The sequence below is a fragment of the Pantoea sp. A4 genome (assembly GCF_000295955.2).
GTDB classification, from domain to species: Bacteria; Pseudomonadota; Gammaproteobacteria; order Enterobacterales; family Enterobacteriaceae; genus Pantoea; species Pantoea multigeneris.
In genome coordinates, this window is sequence record NZ_ALXE01000037.1 from 20,075 (window position 1) to 37,416 (window position 17,342).

Genomic DNA, 17,342 nt, shown 5'->3' on the forward strand with positions numbered 1-17,342 from the left:
TGCGGCAGGATGCGCACCCTCTGATACCCGATCAGGCGCGGGCTTCTTTCAGTAGCTGTTGGATCATTTTTTCCTGCTGGGCATAGTCCCCTTCGCCAAACGCGGTGTAACGAAGTTGGCCGTGTGCATCAAACAGGTAGTGTGCGGGCCAGTACTGATTACCAAAGCGGTTCCAAATGGTGTAGTTATTGTCCGTCACCACGCGATAGGGCAATTGCCACTGCTTGATGGCGCGGTTGACCGCCGTTGCATCCCGTTCCCACGGATATTCAGGCGTATGCACCCCAATCACCACCAACCCCTCAGACTGATACTTCTGCGCCCAACTCCGCACATACGGCAGCGTGTGCTGGCAATTAATGCAGTCAAAGGTCCAGAAGTCGATCAGCACCACCTTGCCTTTAAGTGCTTCAGGTGTCACTGCCGTACCGTTCAGCCATCCCGTGCCGCCAGCCAGCGAAGGCAGTGCGCTGCTGGTTTGGGGCAGGGATACCGGCTGAAGCCGAACCGCGGGGGTAGGGGAACGCATCCACTGACTCAGATGCTGCTCCAGATTTTGTGCCACAGCGGGCGTACTTTGCAGCAGGCTTTGCGATCCCGTCGCAATCAGCACCACGGAGGCCAGCATCAATCCCCCTGCACCCTGACGCAGGCGCGCCATCCATGCCATGCCGGGTTTCAGACGGACCACCACACTGCGCCCGGTTAACCAGATCAGAGCCAGCATCACCGCAGCGCCTGCGCCATAGGCGGCCAGCAGGAAAGTGACCGATGTTGCATCCTGAGAGGTCACTGCCAGACTCAGGATCGCCCCCAGCACTGGCCCCGCGCAGGGCGACCACAGCATGCCTGTGGCCATGCCGGCCAGCAGCGCGGCCAGCAAACCGCTGCGTTGCTGGCTGGCATCATTAAGCCGGTTGCCCAGTGTGACCAGCGGCCGGGTGATAAACTGCGCGATGCGAGTCGAAAGCAGCGTCAGCGCGGTGATGCTGAGAAACCCCAGCGCAATCCAGCGTCCAATGGCGGTGACTTGTGTCACCCACTGGCTGGTCGCGGTCACCAGCAGTGCCACCAGCGTAAACATCAATACCATGCCGCTCAGCAGTGCCAGCAAGTGCATTTTTTTGCCGCGTACGCTGGCAAAGACAAACGGCAGTACCGGAAGCGTGCAGGGGCTGAGCAGGGTCAGCATGCCCGCCAGAAAAGCAATCAGCAGTGACATCATGGCCTCCTTATTGCGCCTGAACGGCAGCAGTAATGATGTGGGCAACGCTATCCGGGTGGCTCAGCATTGAGACGTGACTGGACGGGATCGTTTCGGTGTGTGCATGGATTTTTTTCGCCATCGCCTGTTCCAGCGCCGGGTTGATCATCCGATCCTGAGTACTGACCAGATACCAGCTGGGTTTGTGCTGCCAGGCGACCTGCGTCACTTTGTCGCCAAACGCCGCTGCCCGAATGGGGCCTTGTGTCGCCGCCAGTAATTTTTGCTGTGCGGCAGGCAGATCCGGGGCAAAGTTTTTCGCCAGCGCGGACGCTGGCAAGTAGAGGAATCCCTCCGGTGTTTTCGCCAAGGCTGCGCTACCCGCCGGTGCCGGATAGCTGTCTGCCAGCGCCGCAGTAGACTGCCCAGCCTCTGGCGCAAAGGCCGCGATATACACCAGCGATTTCACCTTACTGTTGTCACCGGCCTGAGTGATCACCGTGCCGCCCCAGGAGTGTCCCACCAGCACCACATCCCCCTGCGCCCGATCGATCGCCCGTTGCGTGGCGGCCACATCATCCTGCAACGAGGTGAGTGGCAGTTGTACGCTAATCACCTGATAGTGTTTCGCTTCAAGCTGGGGGATCACCCGATCCCAGCTGCTGCCATCAGCGAAAGCACCGTGAATCAGCACCACCGAGTGAACCGGTGTCGCCTGGGCGAAAGAGGCAGCAGAAAGGGCCAGCAGTCCAGCGGTTAAAAAGGGGGTAAATCGTTTCATATCGAACCTCATAGCGGTGGATGAACGTCAGTGCGTTCATTTAATCCACCCTATGTGTTCGGCGTGTTTGCAAAATCGCCGTTTTTGTCCGGTTGTATGTCTGGTACCCCGCCAGATACAAAACGCTACAGTTGCTGAGCGGGGCCGGGTTTCCTCTGCGTTGATCTCGCTTCCAGAATGGCAACTATTCCCTTGCAAGTCGTAAGGTTTGTGTAATGATTGGACATATTTAGCAACATTCAGGGATCGCTATGTTTCGCCATTACCGGGCGGTGGCAGTAAAAGACATCCGCCTTCAGGACTTTCCTCTTATTACCCACCCTCGCGCAGCAGCACAACAACTCGCTTATACAGCGGACGGAAGCCGCATCATCAATGACTGGGATTTACCGCAAGATTATGGCGAGTTTGTCAGCCAGTATCATGCAAGGTACGGGGAGTATAACCTGCAGTCATTCCGTTATACGTGGCACGACGTCGAATCTGGCTATGTCATTCTGCTCAAAAAAAGCACGATCTGCATGGGCTTCTCGAGCGTGCTGACGCCATCCGGCGACCTTTGCACTGATCTGCCTCTGGGCTTGCAGGTTCACCTGAGGGACCTTCTGTCACGGCAACAGAGAGACTCGGGATCTCACGCCAGCCTGCATTCTGAGTATCACGCTGTACCAGAACAACAGCCCGCCCAGCGCGCGCAATCCGTTAAAAAGAGAGAAAAACGTGAAGTCACCTTAACGCTTGGCGTGTTTTTTGACGGCACCGGAAATAATGCGGTCAATACCCATAATATGTTGAAAGCTTGCACGGCAGAATACTATAACCTGACCAATGCGGAGACGGAGGGGATTCTCGGTAAATGCGTCAGGGATAACTTCGGTGTCGCTGGCCTCGGAGCCACTAGCTACACGGGGTATTACACCAATGTTTATTGGCTGAACACGTTATATGTCAATCAGCTCATTTCTGAGAGTAATGAAGCACAATACAGTATTTATGTTGACGGTATCGGGACAGAAGCAGGAAAGCCGGACAGTATAATGGGGCAGGGGTTAGGGATCTCCGGTACCGGCGTTGTAGCAAAAACAGACAAAGCCATCTCTCTCATCACTGAGAAATTACGCAATGCCTTAACGGCAGTGAACGCTGAGTTATCAGCGTATGACGTTGTGATAAAAAAATTTCAGTTTGATATTTTCGGCTTCAGCCGTGGCGCGGCGGCAGCACGTCACTTCGCCAATCGTATTCAAGCGGAAGACGCTGCGATTATACGCGCCATCCGCGAAGGGGTGTCAGGCACCGCCTTTGCCGGTGCTCCGGCAGGTAAGACCCGCTTTATTGGCATCTTTGACACCGTGGCGGCTATTGGCACGCCAGCAAACGGGTTAAGCCCGCATAATGCGGATACCGGGAGTGCCAAAATAACCTTACGTCCAGGCGTTGCGGACAAGGTATTCCATATTGTCGCCGCTAATGAGTGTCGGTTTAATTTCGCCTTAAACAGTGTGAAACCCGCATGGCCAGAACTGGCACTGCCCGGCGCGCACTCCGACATCGGTGGCGGATATTTACCGGTTATGACGGAGAATTATTTTCTGACCCGGCCAGAAACCAATACGGTGCCATTAAGTTTTCCCGATGAGCAGACGCGCATCTACCATAAGGCTAAGCAACAGCTACCTGTTCTGAACGCGTTTCCTAGTATCGCCCCGATTCTCCGTACCAGCACGGTAACTGTTGAGACTTGGTTCGACGACAGGCTGCCCTCAAATCACTACGGGGAATCCCAGAAACGGAGTTTTGCTGCACTGACGCTACGCAATCGCGTAGTAAAAAATGACTGGTCCAGGGTAAGTCTGCGGGTGATGCTCGATGCCGCAGAAGAGGCTGGCGTCGCATTCGAGCATCTCCCCCACATTGATATTTCAGATGAACTGCTTCCCCTGTGCGAAAAAGCTCGCGCCATGGGTAAGGCGGTACGTACAGGAGACTTTCCCGAAGAGTTCAACCAACATGAACTCGATACCATTGCACTGCATTACATTCATTGTTCGGCAAACTGGAACATTATTGTTGTTGATAATAGCGATTCTCTTCGAGGGGGGGCATCACCCTCACAAATCTTTGGATTTGTAAACCGCCCCGATGAGCAGTGGCGCAGAACGGTTTACAACATGGACGGAAAAAAAATACAGGTAGAACGATGAACAAAAAGCACGTTTTTTTAATCAGTTGTGTAATTGTTTTGTCGGGTTGCAATGGTCTTGCGGTATTACTCAACCCACCGACAGTAACGGGATACCGTATACCTACAGATGCTCAAACGACAGGCAACCCCCCCACAGGGAGCGCAAAAAAGGGAACCCGGACCGTGCTACAAAAAGCCCCTGACTTAAGCCAACGCGTATCTCCGTAGCGAAAAGTTCTCGCCATGGGCAAAGCGGTGCGCACAGGGGCTGCTCCCGGTGACTTCAACCAACATGAGCTCGATATCATTGCGCAGCATTACATCCATTGTTCGGCAAACTGGAACGTGATTGACGTTGATAGTGGGGGTCCTCTTCGAGGAGGGGCATCGCCATTACAAGTCATCGGGTTTGTAAACCGCCCCGATGAGCAGTGGCGCAGAACGGTTTACAACATGGACGGAAAACAAATTCAGGTATAACGATGAATACAAAGCACCTTTTTTTAATCAGTTGTGTAATTGCCTTGTCGGGTTGCAATGGTCTTGGTGTATTACTCAACCCACCTACGGTAACGGGACGTTCTCCATCTGCAGATGCTCACCCGATAGGTCCGCCCCCCGTCGGCAAAACAAAAAATGGAAGCCGGACCATACTACGCGAAGCCCCTGATTTAAGCCAACGAGTATCCCCATAGCGAAAAGCCCTCGCCATGGGGAAATCATGCCGTGACTCAACGCAAGGTTTTCCGCCGCACCAGTTGCGCCTCAAAGAGCTGGTTTCCTGTGGGCCCGCTTGAGGGGGAAAGCAGGCGTTGGCAGGCGGCTTCGGCCATTTCGGCCAGCGGCTGCGAGAACGTGGTGAGCTGGTAGCCGAGCCAACTGGCCTGTTCGATATCATCGAAACCAATCACCGCGATATCTTCGGGAATACGCAGGCCAAACTCGTGGCGGGCAGCGTCAATAAAACCGCAGGCGATAAGGTCTGTGACGCAGAATACGCCGTCCGGGCGTTGCGCCTGCGTCAGCAACTGATGCGCCGCCAGCACGCCGGTCTGGTAGCTGGTGCTGCCTGGCCGGATAACGTCAACCTCCGCGCCAGCCTGGGCCGCAGCCTCAAGGAATCGCGTTTCACGGATCACCATGCTCGGTGAGCGGGCGGAAGAGGAGACCATCGCGATGCGCTGACATTGCGCGCCCACCAGCTGGTTAAAGGCTTCGCCCATGGTCGAGCTGTAATCAATGTCAATATTATCCGCGCTGGGAAATTGCCCGAGACGGTTAATCAAAATCACCTGCTGTCCGCTCTGCATACAGAGATGGATCAGTGAGGCTGGCGGCTTACCCGACAACACAATGGTGGCCGTGGAACGGTATTTCAGGGTCTGCTGTAGCGCCTCTCTGGCACTGGCTTCACCGTCATCGGTGTTGATCACCATCACCGCGCGCCCGGCTTTATTCAGACGGCGGGTCAGGTGCTCCAGCAAGCTCGACTGGTAGGGCGAAGAGAGATTGCCGCCCAGAATACACACCGGACGGCTGGCCTCCTTCGAGAGGCCGCGCGCCAGATGATTCACGTGATAATTCAGCGCTTCGGCTGCGGCCAGCACTTTACGCCGCGTCTCATCGGACACGCTTCGGCCCGGCGTAAACGTGCGCGATACCGCTGAACGCGACACCCCTGCCAGCAGCGCCACCTCGGTCGCGCTGGCAAAACCGGCACCCTTGTCGGCACTATTTTTGCTCATTACCTTGTTCCATTGCAGCTAAAGCCCGTTCCCGCAGAATGGCATATTCCGCCAGGCGAATCAGCGACGGCTTTGGCGTCTCGAACCATTCATCCTTATGGAGCTGGCGTTTGTCGCGGATCAGCGCAATCGCAGCATCCAGGGTGGGGAAGCGCTCAGGCCATTCCAGGTGCAGGAACAGCGCCACTAACGCCACTGAACGGCTGCGCCCACCGCGACAGTTCACCAAAATATTGCCCCGCTGGCGATTGCGATAGGAGGCTTTATCCGGGATCTGCTGCAACAGGGCAGAGCGCATCAGCTGGTATCCGGCGTGCAGCATCTCCGGTGCGTTGCCTTCACCGTCGATCAGCCCCAGTTTGTAATAGCGCACCGGACCGGCACCGTGGGTGAGCAGGTGCGGTGCGGCGCTGGCTTCCGGGTTGTTTACCCAGTCGATATCCAGATTCACCGCACAGTTAATCACCACGCCGATATTATGCCCGGCCAGCAGTGCGGCATCACTGACGCCACTGGACCCACCGATGTAAATATCCATTCCCCAGCCCGCAACATCTTCAGCGATCAGGCTGATCGGGGGACGAGGCGCGTGGATAACCGCTGCGCTAGCGGGTAGAGCCGCTTCAGCCGCGAGCGGGATGCCCGCAGCACGGGACACGTCACCCGCAATACCTATTGCTACCGCCAGCACCGGTAATCCGTTAAAGATACCCTCAGCGGTCACCGGCGTGATGCCGGTCTGCCCGCCCGCTTCGCTCACCAGCAACAGCCCGGCAAGGCAGTCCCAGGCATTCATATGCATCTCGACATAACCGTCGGTTCTGCCTTCTGCCACCCACGCCAGTGCCAGCGCACCCGAACCGCCACGCCGCACGCTGCATCCCTGGCTCAGCAACGCCCCCATCACATCGAGATAGCGGCGTTGACTGTGACGCGAAGACCAGCCCAGTTCAATAGATGCACGCTGTGTGTCGGTCAACGTGCTGACCTGCAACGGTTGATCGTTCTTGCGTGCGTAGTGACCGCGCCGTGCGAGGTACAGTTCTTCACTCACTGGGTTATAAATGGCCCCTAATTCAGTGACACCGTCACGTACCCACGCCATACAGACACAGAAATGGGCAATGCCACGGGCAAAGTTAGCGGTGCCGTCGATGGGATCAACCACCCACAGGCTCCGGGCACTGTCAGGCTGGCAGGCAGACTCTTCACCGAGGATCTCATCCTCAGGAAAAGCCTCACTGATTGCGTTCAGGATCATCTTTTCCACCAGCGTGTCCGCCTCGGTCAAGAAATCCTGATGGCCTTTGAGTTGATACTCGCCCGCCTTACGGGAATTGAAGAAATTGAGCGCGGTCTGTCCGGCAGCAACAATGATGTGTTTAAGCGCAGCTTCGCGCTGATCGGTATCGAGAGTGGTCACAATGCTTTACCTGTCATGAAAAATGGAATGCCGACACCCAGCGTGTCGGAAGGTTATTTTTGGTAGTTCAGGCTCCAGATGTCCTGCCAGTCCTGGCGGCTGTTCCAGTCTTCCTGCGCGCTCGCCGTCAGGTACTGCATTAACTCACCGCGATATTTTTCAATGCCAGAGGCTTCATCTGCCGGGAGACTCACCGTGTCGTTGGTGGACATTTTGCCGTCGACGCCTTGCGGCGCGATGCCCTCAGCGGTCAGGAGGTAGTGAATGAACAGTTTGGCGGTATTCGGGCTTTTTGTACCGGTCGCTACCACGCCAAGGCTCGGGTAATTCCAGCCGATAAACGGTTTCATGCCGCTACATAAGGCGAGCTGCATACCCTGCTTGTTATCGCGGAACTTGGCGGTGGAGACCAGACCCACAAAATCGGTTTTACCATCCGGTGCGCCAATGGCGGAGGCCGCATCATTGTCTGAGTGGGTCAGCAACACCCCGTTCTCCGCCAGCGCCTTCACAAAGGCCGCCGTGGCAGACTTTTCATCGGTGTGCAGCGGCTTGCCAAACTCTTGCTGATAGGCATCACGCACCTGTTGGTCATAATGGGTTTCCATCTGGCTGAACCAGTCGGTGTAAGCCGGCTTGCTGGTCGGGTCCTGCATCGCCACCCGGCCACGCCATTTGGCTTCGGTTAACTGCCAGATGTTGGTCACCGGACAAGTCGTATGGTGCGCCTTGTTATAGGCAAAGACATTGGGGGCCAGCACCACCGTCAGCGGCTGCTGATAATTGGCCGCGATGGCACCTTTAAGGTCGTCCGGTACCCAGCTCTGGACGTAGCCTTTTTTCAGGAGCTGAGTGATACCCGCTGGCGTATCTTCCACAATCGCCACATCGGTGCGCACGTTATGCGCCTGGGCTTCGCGGCTCATGATCTCAATGATTTGTGGTGCATCTGCTTTCACACCGTTGGCCTGCAAGCCATACAATTTGCTGAACGCTTTTGCCTGCTCCACGATTTTCCCGGTGGAGGCGTACACGGTAATGGGCTGCTCCTGCTTTGCGGCGGCAATCAGCTGTTGCAGGTTGAACGTCTCAGCCTGAGCGGATGCGCTCCCCAGCAGGGCAATGATCAAAGCGGTTAAATGACGCGTCATAAGGGTTCCTGGCGTGTGAAAAAAAGGTTAGTGAGCTGCAACCTGATGGCGCAATCCATGATGGTTAAAGAAATGCAGGGAGGAAGCCGGTAGCTGGCAGTAAACCTGCTGATGCATCTGCCAGCGTGGTCGCAGTTGCGTCGAGTGCAGTAAGCGATCTTCCCCCACGGCCAGTTCAATCACCCAGCTGCCTCCGGTGGGCATAATGTTGTTGATGGTCACCGGCACGCTGTCACGGCTGGTCCCTTCACTGATCACCACTTCTTCAGGACGAATGCCACACAGCTGGGTGTGGTCGTGCAGGGCAAAACGCTGGTGCAGGTGGTGTGCCAGCTGGCTGTGTTGCTGATGCAGCGGTATCAGATTCAGGCGCGGTGTGCCGATAAACTCTGCGACAAAACGGTTCGCTGGCGTGGCGTAAATCTCATCTGGCGTGCCCGTCTGCTGCACATGCCCGGCACTCATCACCGCAATGGTGGTTGCCAGCGTCATCGCTTCCCACTGATCGTGGCTCACGAAGACAATGGTGGTGCCGAAGGTTTCATGCAGGCGGCGCAGTTCATTACGCATTTCCAGGCGCAGGGTCGCATCCAGATTGGAAAGCGGTTCATCCAGTAGCAGCACGCCGGGGTTAACTGCCAGCATACGTGCGAGGGCAACGCGCTGCTGTTGTCCCCCGGAAAGCTGCGCCGGGTAGCGTTTGGCATAATCGGCAATGCGCAATTTTTCCATCACGTCCTGGCAGCGTGCGATACGCTCTTTGGTCGCGACTTTTTGCAGACGCAGACCAAAATCGACGTTTTGTTCTACGGTCATGTGCGGCCAGAGCGCGTAGCTCTGAAACACCAGGCCCACACCGCGCTTCTCCGGTGGGATGTAGGTGCCGTGCGCCACGGAATCCACGATCTTATCGCCAATGCTGATCTCTCCACCGCTGGCATGCTCAATGCCGGCGATCATCCGCAGAATCGTGGTCTTCCCGCAGCCGGAAGGCCCCAGCAGGCAGAGAAACTCGCCATCGTTGACTGTCAGGTTGATGTTATTGACCGCAGGCGTGGTGCTGCCTGGATAGGTTTTCGTCAGGTTGCTTAACTGAATAGTGGGCATGTTATTTCTCCAGGCTTTCTGCCAGACCGGTGCCAGTGACCTTCTGGATCAGCACCGTGCCAGCCCATGAAATCAGGGCGATCATCAGCACCACAGCGTTGGCCGCCTGCTGATAGTTGTAGTCAATCAAACGCAGGGAATAGGTGGTCATGACATCCGTCGCCGGGGTGGCGAGAATGACGAATAAGCTGACGCCTTTGATCCCCGAGATAAACGGCAGCAGAATGCCGGTGGCCAGCGGGGCGGCCTGAATCGGGATCACAATCTGGCGCAGGCGGACGAACCATCCGGCACCGGCAATGCGTGCGGCTTCCTCCGTCTCTTTCCCTAACTGGGTCATCGCGGCAATGCCTGAACGGCTGGCGTAGGGCATTTTCTCTGCTATTAATGCCAGCACCAGAATAAACGGCGTGCCGTAGAGCGCGGGCACCGGGCCTCGGGCTACGGCAAACAGCGACAGAAATGCCGTAGCAAACGCAATGCCGGGGACCAGGTAGGGCAGGAAAGTCAGCTGGCGCAGTGCGGAGGAGAGCCAGCGAGAGTGGCTGCGCATCACGGCATAGCCCACCAGCAGGCCCAGCACACCACAGGCTACGGAAGCTGAACCGACGATCAGCAGGGTATTGCCAATCGCCTGCCAGAACTCGGCCGTCAGCAGGATCCCGTTGTGCATGGCGACGGTGTCGAGGTGATGCCCGATCCAGTAAGCCAGCGTGAAGTTATCGCGGGTGAAACGGCCAGGCAGCGTCATGATGGTAGACAGGAACAGCGTCAGCAGGGGGATCACCACGCCCAGCAGCACAAACAGTAGCGGCAGTGAGCCGGCAACCACCCGCCAGCGTCCGAGGCGGCTACGGCGATCCATCACCCCTTTGCCCCCGACGGTGACAAAGCGCTTTGCCTCGCGCAGCATTTTCATATCCAACGCCAGGGTCAGCATCCCCATTAACATGATCACCGTAGCAATCACTGCCGCAACCCCGGACTGGCGCGTGCCGATGGCACGATACAGGCCGGTAGAAAGGGTATCGAAGTGCACCGGTAAGCCCAGAATATAGGGCAGGGCGAACTCGCCAATACAGTCAGCAAAGATCAGCAGCGCCGCCGAGAGCAACGCGGGTCGCATCAGCGGGACGATGATTTTAAACGCAATGGCCGCACGGGATGCGCCCAGCACCCGGGCACTCTCTTCCATCTGGCTATCCATGCGTTTCAGCGCATTGCCGACAATCAAGATCACCAGTGGCGCATAGTGCAGCACCATAATCACGACGATGGGAAAATAGCCGTAGGCGACCCAGTCGGGCGTCTGAAACCCCATCGCTTCCAGCCAACCGGGCTGGCCACCAATGGCATGATTTTTAAACAGGGTGTTCCACGCCAGGGCAAAGGTCCAGGAAGGCAGCATAAACGGCACGATAAGCAGGGTAGAGAACCCCCTTTTGCCTGCCATATCGGTTCGGTTGATCAACCACGCCAGCGCCACACCCACGACCAGTGCGCCTGCCACGGTGCTAAACGCCACGGCCAGCGTATTCAGCAGCGGTGTCCAGAGCAGCAGATCAGACATGCGTGAGCTGAGCGTGCGCACCAAATACCAGCTGGTGAAGGCACCTTCAGTCGCGCCGGTACGCCCCTCGTCGCCGCTTTGAACCAGGACGGCGTTCAACAACACGGAAATGACCGGAGCCAGAATGATCCCACTGAACAGCAGCAACAGCAGCACGGCCAGCAAATTGGCAGGTTCCTGGCGAATAATGGCCAGCGTATGGCGCAGTTTAGGCCACGCGGCGTAGCGGGGGTGAACGTCGGATTGGTAAGACACAGATAACCTCTGGCGGTGAAAGACAGAGGGGAATATAGCGGCGCTATATGACAGTTTTGCGAACGGTTTGCACATATGTGCAATTATTTTCAGATGCGGTTCCCCCCCATCGTGACGACGGGGGGAAACAAGGGATGCACAGTAAGTACGCTGTAATTCTGGTGCTGAATGAGCAGCAATAAATAACCGGGAATGCTAATCAGCGGTTAATTGAACACGCTGACATCCGCACCATCCGCCACCAGATGCTGTTGTCCGATTTTAACGAAGGTCTCCAGCGGGCAAAGTTCTCCCACTGCACTTGAATGGCAGCCAGGATGAATAAACTCCGCTACAGGTAAGGGGTGTTGGTTATTCAGTGGGGTGAGTTCACGCCACTGATCTAACGTTCTGGCGCTGAAGGTCACATGGACCAGTTGCTCGCCTGTTTGGGTATCGCGATAACGTTCCATGACCAGACTGCCTCCCGGTGGAATATCATTGCGCGGGTAAACGGGCAGTTGCCAGTTAAATCCCAGCATGGTTTGAATTTGCGAGATATTACTGTCGTGACCAACCAGAATGACTAGCGGGCTATTTAATTCACCCTTTTCATTTGGCGTAATGGCACGCAGTAACTGCCGCATTAATACCGAGCCACCGTGGCTGGCATATTCAAGGGTGTTGCTCACCAAATCATATTTTGCTGCGTGCAGCGCCATTAACTGACTCACCTGCTGTGCATTACTGGCATGCCCAAAGGCGACTTGAGATAACGGTAAGTTTTCGCTGTATTGCAAACGAATGGTTTCGCCTATTGATGCCCCTTTTGATACCGGGCCGGTTAATTTCGCTTTACCTTTGTCGTTTATTTCTACGCCCCAGGGTTTGTCGAGGAATGCACAGCTTTTCGCTTCATTCGCACAGACTGCATGACGTAATTCGTTGACCGACTGCTGATATTTATGTTGCGCATTTTCAGCCGATCCCATTTTCTCCAGCACCTGCTGAGAAATCACCTGTTGATCGGGTTTAGCAATACCCATTTCAACGGTATCAAACAGGGGATCGTGTTTATTCGCCGTGCTATGCATGGCGACACCACAGCCTGGGAACATCCCGTCTAACAGGGCAACGCCGGTGGCTTTGGTACGCTGATCGGGGGCGGCCCACAGAAAGACCTGTTCCGGGCCAGGACAGGTGCCGGTTGGGTTGAGCTTTAACCCGTGCGCGCGCCAGGTGGCCAGTTGATACGCGCCCTGCGCCAGCATGCCAGCGTAGCCATGTCCGGTGAGATTGCCGTCTGGCACGCCCCATTCCGGCCATGTTTGACCAGTGGCTTTTTCCAGGCTGGCGGTGTCGGTTTGTGGCCGCACACCATGGCGGATCAGCATAACGACCTTCTCCAGCTGGTAGCGGGAGGCCGGATTTTCAGCGGCAGCCGCGACCGGAAGCAGACCCGTAGAAAACGTGACTAACAACAGCGGTACTGCCCATGCTTTTTTCATTTTCATTATTTCCACCGATCAAAATTCGTAACTGATGCCCGTGATAAACTCAGATTGTCGCTGAGACGTTTTTTTCGATACTGAGACATTTTTAACCCCAATATAGGGCGTAAGATGTTTGGTTAAATGATAACCCAGTTCGACTTTATGTTCGAAATCCGTACGCTTGTTATTATATAAATCCTCGTTAGCATGATATCCGGTAAAAGTGTAACTTAATTTAAAATCGCCAATGCTTTGTGATATTTCGGCATCCACACGGTCCATACGCTTCGTGGCTTTTTCATCCCGATCGCTGATCTCTTTCCGATAGCGCAATGAGAGTTTGGTCGAGTGGAACGGCCGGTATTTAAATTTCAGTGAGGGTTTGTATTTCTCTTCACCCTGTTTAAGGGCGAAGGTGAAACCGGGCTCGACACTGAAACTTTTGGTTATGTCGGCCGTGTAGTTAATCTTAAACTCTTTCTCGGTGATTTCCCGGTGACCAAAGAAACGCCCGGCATCACCGTTCTCTTGTTCCCGCGGCTTGAATTTAAATTTCGTGCCGATGCCCAGGCCAGAGGCAAAGTCATGGGATATCTCAAGTTCATCCGTGTGTTCTTTAGAGATATCTTCGTACTTGTGCTCATAATTAATCTCCAGCGCCATTGCGCTGTGTGATAACAAAATGAATCCCGCCACCACGCAAGTGGTTAATACTTTTTTCTTTAGCATGTTTAATTCTTCCCGATGAGCCAGAGAGGCCGAAATTTACGGGGGGATTATTTCAGTTAAATTTCAGATTTAATTCAGTTGGATTAACCGGCGGCGTTAACCCTCCACAAGGGAATGAGAAAATAAACGTTTACAGGGGATAGATGCTGTTCGTTGGGCTGAAATGGTGAAATATGTTGCACAGCCGGAAGCCAGACGCGGGAAAAAGGGATTTCGTGAAAAGGAAAAAAAACCGTAAAAATGGCCTGTTTTTTTGTTATCGCCTGACAGGCAGATGAATAAATGCCCTCACGCTCGCTGAGTGAGGGCAGGTGTACGCCTTAAACCCGTGACGCCAGAGCCTCAATGCGACCGATAGCCGCCAACAGACGCCCCTCCGTCACCGTGCGCGCCATGTTCTGCATATCCGGCGCATGAACCGATTCACGCACTACCGTGGCCAGTTCCGCGCTGTCCAGTTCGGCAATCTCTTTCAGGGTCAGCGGGACACCGCAGTCACGGGCCAGACGCATTTCTGTCAGAATTTCATCATCCTGACGATCTTCCAGTGCCAGCAGGCAAAGGTTGCCAAAACCGACCAGCAGACCATGTCCAAACTCACGGGTTTTATCGCAGAAGGTAAAGCCTTCGTAGATGGCATGAGAAGCCGCCGCATGTGCGCCATTACTCATCAGCGACGTTAATCCTGCCCAGGTAAAGATGGCATCCAACACCTGGTCTAAGGCCGCGCTGCTTAACCCGTTTTGGGCGGCTTTGAACGCAGCTGGACCCTGCCCGGCAATCACCTGATAGCAAATCTGGCTGTGGGCCAGAGAGGATCGCGCATTGCCGGTTTCAGCCGGATGCAGCAGGCTCACCGCACGGAACTCATACCACTTTGCCAGCGTGTCACCCAACCCGGCCGCTAACCAGCGTGGGGGCGCTTTGGCTAACAGCTCACTGTCAATAATCACCGCTGCGGGGGCGACAGGCAGGGGGAAAATATCGAAAAAGTTACCGTTATCATCGTAGCGGATACTTAACGGGGTGACGGCGGAGCAGGTTGCGGCGATGGTAGGCAGGGTAATCACCGGCAGCCCTAGCTGCGCACCAACGGCTTTTACGGTATCGAGAGATTTACCGCCACCCGCACCGATAATCACGTCCGCCTGAAGGGACTGCGCCATCTCCGCTAAGCGGTTGATCTGATTGATCGAGGTTTCACCACCGAACCAGGTCGATGCCAGTACTTTTACATCGGCGGCCGCCAGCTGCGCACGCACGATGTCTTCCACTGCCTGCAATGCCTGATGTCCACCGATCAACAAAGCACGCTGACCCAACGTGGCGCAAATTGATCCTAATTGATTGATTACACCCGCGCCACGCAGCACGCGTGCCGGAAAAACCAGATTTTGCTGTGTCATACTTTTCTCAGAGTTGGGGCAGCCTTTATGCACCGGGAACCGGGCAGGCTACTGATTTTCATTAGTTAATTTACATCCTATAATGGCCTGAACCGGACGCAGCTGAAATAGCAAACCCCCGATAATCACTTAACGGATTACTTAACTTTAGACCGCATCAACTGAAGATAACCTATGCATATGCTGCCTAATCTGAAACTGCTTCAGGTCTTCGCCAGCGTGGTGGAAAACCACGGTTATTCCCGTGCGCAGCAGGCGTTGAATATGACGACGCCTGCGATCAGCGCCTACATGAGCGAGCTGGAAGCGCAACTCGGTTTTGTATTGTGCAAGCGAGGCAGGGGAGGCTTTGCACTGACGGAGAAGGGCGAGCAATTTTATCAATATAGCCAGGAGATGCTGGCGACCCTGAACAGCTGGCAGAATCAGGTGCAGGCGCTGAAAGGCGAGCAGGGAGGCACCTTTTCCCTCGGGGTTGTCGATGCAACCATCACGGATACGTCCATGGATTTGCCCGCTGCCATTGCCCGTTTTAATCAGCGTTTCCCTGCGGTGTTCTTAAACCTGATCGTGCGGGAACCCAATGAGTTACAGCAACACCTGCTGGAAGACCGGCTGGAGTTAGCCATCGGCCATTTCCCGCTACGCGCCAGTAACCTGGTGACGGTCTCCCTCTATGAAGAACAGCACTGGTTGTATTGCAGCCCGCGGCATCCGCTGGCGCAAGGCCATGTCGATGTGGAGAAGGTGCAAAAAAATGGCATGGTGACACGCCATTACTGGAACCAGCAGGAGGTCAATAAACGCGGGTTCCGCCACAGCAATGCCTCCGTCGAAAGCATTGAAGCTCAACTCACGCTGATTCTGTCCGGGAAATATATTGGCTATTTGCCGGAACACTATGCGCACAGCTGGGAACAGCGTGGTGTCTTGCAGCGGCTGCTGCCCGATCACTTCAACTTTCTCGTTCCTTTCTCGTTCGCCTACCGTCGCGGTCGGGCGCGTGAGCCCTTGATACAGGCGATGCGCCAGATCTTGTCTGAGGAAGGAATAAACCGGGTAAGTGACTAAACACCCGGTTTATTCCGTAAATAACGATAAAAGTTAGCAGCGTATTTGTCGCTTTTAATTTCTAATATTAAGGGTTAACCCCGGGCGGTAATAGGTTTTTTATATGCCTGGGTGTTATAAGAAAAGATTATCCGGGCAGAGCAAAATTATCTTATCCCGTATCACAATGTTCAACATATTGTAACAGAGTGCTCATTTGGCGGTTCGGAGACAAAAGATTTTTATTTATTCCGCGACTAAAGGCACGCATCTTTCAGTTAGAAATATAATCACCCAATAATATACCAGAGTGCGACTCAGGGGCTTTGGTTATTACTCAAATACTATTATATAACGAGGGTTAAATGATGAGAGCTTTTGTACGGACGTGCATTGTAGGGACTTTATTTATCTCAGGGGTCAGCCATTCGGCGGAAATATTCAATAAAGACGGCAATAAACTGGATCTGTATGGCAAGGTTCAGGGTGAGCATTACCTGTCAGATAATGACAGTCTGGGAGGTGACCAGTCCTATATGCGCTTTGGTTTTCGCGGCCAAACCACCGTTAATGATCTCATCACCGGCTACGGACAGTGGGAATACCAGGCACAGTTGAATAACAGTGAAGGGTCGGATGCACAAACAAACAACAAAACGCGCCTGGGTTTTGCCGGGATAAAAGTCGGCAACTTTGGCAGTTTTGACTACGGCCGTAACTATGGCCTGGTCTACGATGCGATTGCTTACACCGACGTTCTGCCCGAGTTTGGTGGTGCAACCGGCAGCTCAGATGGCTTCCTGCGCGGCCGCTCTACGGGTGTTGCGACCTACCGTAACCGCAATTTCTTTGGTCTCGTGGATGGTTTGAACGTTGGTTTACAGTACCAGGAGAAAAATGACAGGGATACCATCTTTTCTTCAAAGGGTACTCCCACCGAAGGAGGTGGGAGGGGAATTTGAATTGACGCGGTAGCGTCAAATATTTCTCAGCCTCGCGGGTTTTGAAAGTACTTTTTCACAACTTCAGGCGGCGATCCTCTGTATGAGCCGCCTCGCCGTCACACGCATTTAGTTCCGCCCCGAAGTCACCCCACATTTCAGCTGCACGCTGGCTGATGCGCGTAGGATGTCATTCCCCAAAGGTATCTTGTCGGTATTTCGTCATAAAAAGCGATTAACATGCAGTAAAATGGCGCTATATCTGTTTTTTTAAAAAAAGCCTGCTCAGCTTGACTTCAGATTAAACACATGGTTATTTATCC

The 17,342-nt window shown here is 54.7% G+C and carries 12 protein-coding genes and 1 pseudogene; 3 read left to right on the plus strand and 10 right to left on the minus strand.

The window, feature by feature from the left end; translation table 11 throughout:
- Positions 1 to 31 precede the first annotated feature (31 nt).
- Together B880_RS0116570 and B880_RS0116575 are read right to left on the minus strand one after the other, a co-directional pair.
- Positions 32 to 1,222 carry a cytochrome c biogenesis protein/redoxin gene (locus B880_RS0116570; protein ID WP_017348565.1) on the minus strand — a complete coding sequence of 397 codons (1,191 nt, stop codon included), beginning with the start codon at positions 1,220 to 1,222 and terminating at the stop codon, positions 32 to 34.
- 10 nt (positions 1,223 to 1,232) lie between these two features.
- A complete protein-coding gene (locus B880_RS0116575; protein ID WP_017348566.1) occupies positions 1,233 to 1,985 on the minus strand; it encodes an alpha/beta fold hydrolase in 753 nt (250 codons plus the stop codon).
- Positions 1,986 to 2,236: 251 nt separating this feature from the next.
- Between B880_RS0116575 and B880_RS25165 the strand changes: the two genes are divergently transcribed.
- Positions 2,237 to 4,189: a phospholipase effector Tle1 domain-containing protein gene (locus B880_RS25165; RefSeq protein ID WP_017348567.1), complete on the plus strand. Its 1,953-nt coding sequence runs from the start codon at positions 2,237 to 2,239 to the stop codon at positions 4,187 to 4,189.
- Between the two features lie 712 nt (positions 4,190 to 4,901).
- On the opposite strand, the gene B880_RS0116590 is transcribed toward B880_RS25165, so the two are convergent.
- The 8 genes from B880_RS0116590 to B880_RS0116625 form a co-directional block, all read right to left on the minus strand.
- The gene (locus B880_RS0116590) at positions 4,902 to 5,915 is read right to left on the minus strand and encodes a LacI family DNA-binding transcriptional regulator (RefSeq protein WP_017348569.1); all 1,014 of its coding nucleotides are present in this window, start codon (positions 5,913 to 5,915) and stop codon (positions 4,902 to 4,904) included.
- On the minus strand, positions 5,902 to 7,338 hold the full coding sequence (locus tag B880_RS0116595; protein WP_017348570.1) for an inositol monophosphatase family protein: 1,437 nt from the start codon (positions 7,336 to 7,338) through the stop codon (positions 5,902 to 5,904). The genes B880_RS0116590 and B880_RS0116595 overlap by 14 nt, the downstream gene beginning before the upstream one ends.
- Before the next feature lie 53 nt (positions 7,339 to 7,391).
- The gene (locus B880_RS0116600; RefSeq protein ID WP_017348571.1) at positions 7,392 to 8,489 is read right to left on the minus strand and encodes an ABC transporter substrate-binding protein; all 1,098 of its coding nucleotides are present in this window, start codon (positions 8,487 to 8,489) and stop codon (positions 7,392 to 7,394) included.
- A 27-nt stretch (positions 8,490 to 8,516) separates the two neighbouring features.
- Positions 8,517 to 9,596, minus strand: a complete 1,080-nt coding sequence (locus B880_RS0116605; protein ID WP_017348572.1) for an ABC transporter ATP-binding protein — start codon at positions 9,594 to 9,596, stop codon at positions 8,517 to 8,519.
- Between the two features lies 1 nt (position 9,597).
- A complete protein-coding gene (locus B880_RS0116610; RefSeq protein WP_017348573.1) occupies positions 9,598 to 11,421 on the minus strand; it encodes an ABC transporter permease in 1,824 nt (607 codons plus the stop codon).
- Positions 11,422 to 11,627: 206 nt separating this feature from the next.
- Entirely contained in the window at positions 11,628 to 12,908 is a 1,281-nt protein-coding gene (locus B880_RS0116615; protein ID WP_157060573.1) for a histidine-type phosphatase, read from the minus strand.
- 18 nt (positions 12,909 to 12,926) lie between these two features.
- On the minus strand, positions 12,927 to 13,622 hold the full coding sequence (locus B880_RS0116620) for an oligogalacturonate-specific porin KdgM family protein (RefSeq protein WP_017348575.1): 696 nt from the start codon (positions 13,620 to 13,622) through the stop codon (positions 12,927 to 12,929).
- A 320-nt stretch (positions 13,623 to 13,942) separates the two neighbouring features.
- A complete protein-coding gene (locus B880_RS0116625; protein WP_017348576.1) occupies positions 13,943 to 15,028 on the minus strand; it encodes an iron-containing alcohol dehydrogenase family protein in 1,086 nt (361 codons plus the stop codon).
- A gap of 174 nt (positions 15,029 to 15,202) precedes the next feature.
- On the opposite strand from B880_RS0116625, the gene B880_RS0116630 reads away from it, so the two are divergent.
- Both B880_RS0116630 and B880_RS25170 read left to right on the plus strand, forming a co-directional pair.
- The gene (locus B880_RS0116630; protein WP_017348577.1) at positions 15,203 to 16,099 is read left to right on the plus strand and encodes a LysR family transcriptional regulator; all 897 of its coding nucleotides are present in this window, start codon (positions 15,203 to 15,205) and stop codon (positions 16,097 to 16,099) included.
- A gap of 344 nt (positions 16,100 to 16,443) precedes the next feature.
- Positions 16,444 to 17,007, plus strand: a pseudogene (locus B880_RS25170) (porin); the annotation flags it as partial.
- Between the last annotated feature and the right edge of the window lie 335 nt (positions 17,008 to 17,342).